A 1756-nucleotide genomic window follows, 5' to 3' on the forward strand; every position below is an offset into this window, starting at 1 on the left:
TAGGCTATATGAGCCCCATCCAGTTCGAGAGCACCGCTCTTAAGCTGGCCGCATAAAGCCCGGTTCCCTCTCCACTTTTTCCGGGCAAGTCCAGGCGGCATCGAGGAGTACGAGGACGAGACGGCCTACGCCCCCAGCGGCTGTGTCTCGTTCATGACCATCCATCAATCCAAGGGACTGGAGTTCCCCTTGGTGCTGGTTGGCTCCATGGGCGCCGTGCCCCGCAAGCAATACGACGACCTCGATGTCCTGTTGCAGGAGCGGTTCTACCACCGGCCTCCCTTCGAGCCGATGGAGCGGACCAAGACCGTCGACTTCTGGCGACTGTTCTACACGGCGTTCTCCCGAGCGCAGAACATGCTGGTGCTGACGTGCCAGGAGAACGTCGCCAACGGCAGGGGCCAGAAGAATGTGCCTTCCTGTTATCTGTCCACAACCTACGGGCGGCTGGCCGATTGGCGATCACTTGATTTCAACCCGGCGGAAATCGAGTTGGCATCCATCAAGCCCGTGAACCTAAAGAACGAGTATTCCTTCACCTCGCACGTCCTGGTCTATGAGGGCTGCCCTCAGCAATACCGCTTCTTCAAGGAGTTGGAGTTCGCTCCGGTCAGAAAGAACGCCATCCTGTTCGGCACGTTGGTTCACCAGACCATCGAAGACGTCCATAAGACGGTGCTCCGGGGCGAGGAAGGCAGGGTCACTGACGAACAGGTTCAAGTCTGGTTCCGCACCAACTACCACCACCTGACCAAGCGGGAACGGGTCTACCTGACGCCGGTGGCCCAGGAAATCGCCCTCGCCCACGTTCGCCGGTACGTTCAGCGTGAGAGGCACAACTGGAATCGCCTCCAAGACGCCGAGGTCGAAATTTCCCTGCTGAAGGACGCCTACATCCTGAAAGGCCAAATCGACCTTGTGCGAGGGGAAAACGGATCAGTCGAGATCATCGACTTCAAATCAGAGCGCAAACCCGACCTCGTTGGCGACCGCGAGAAGCTGGATCGCTACCGCCGCCAGCTTCAGATTTACGCGCATTTGGTCGAGGAGCAGCTTGGCCAGACCGTTAGCCGGATGCACCTCTATTACACGAGCGAAGAGGCCGGGAATCCGTACGTCAGCTTCCCGAATAACAAACATGCGGTGAACGACACCATCGCCGCTGTGGACGCGGTAGTGAAGCGCATTGAAGGCAAAGATTTTTCTATGGCGGCCCGACCGGCGAAGGCATGCCCAGAATGTGACTTGCGGTCCTATTGCGACATGAACTTTGTGGCGAGGAAATGCTGATGGATTGGAATTCCTTTCTGAGGGCGTTCACTTGCCCGGCAGGCCGCTCATTTCCCGACATTCGCACCACATTCAGTCGCCGACGCCCCCTTGATACGCTTAGTGGGGTTCCCGACGAGCCTGGGGTCTATGTCCTGATAGCCCCTAACCACGAGTTCACATATCCGCGCCGAGCGGGGGCGGTGTTCTACATCGGGGAAGCCGAAAGCCTGTCTGTGCGGTTGACCCAACATAACGTACATAGCGCAGCGACAGCGGCCAATGCCCGAATTGGCTACGACGTCTACTGGCCAATTTACGAGTACGCAGGGGCCTTCGGGGCGCAATTTTCCTATTCCACTACGCCAGATCACAAAGCTGAGGAAGGGAAACTGCTGGAGCGGTTCGCTCGGCGGTTTGGCGCTATCCCGGTAGCCAACACCAAGCATTCAGATTTCTGGCATAGGGTCCAGGTAGATGCTTAGGG

General features: G+C 58.0%; 1 protein-coding gene. It reads left to right on the top strand.

The window, feature by feature from the left end:
- Positions 1 to 99 precede the first annotated feature (99 nt).
- Entirely contained in the window at positions 100 to 1290 is a 1191-nt protein-coding gene (locus FHS48_RS19830) for a RecB family exonuclease (protein ID WP_311769169.1), read from the top strand.
- Positions 1291 to 1756 lie beyond the last annotated feature (466 nt).

Source organism: Novispirillum itersonii, from assembly GCF_014205675.1.
In the GTDB taxonomy this organism is placed as follows: Bacteria; Pseudomonadota; Alphaproteobacteria; order Rhodospirillales; family Rhodospirillaceae; genus Novispirillum; species Novispirillum itersonii_A.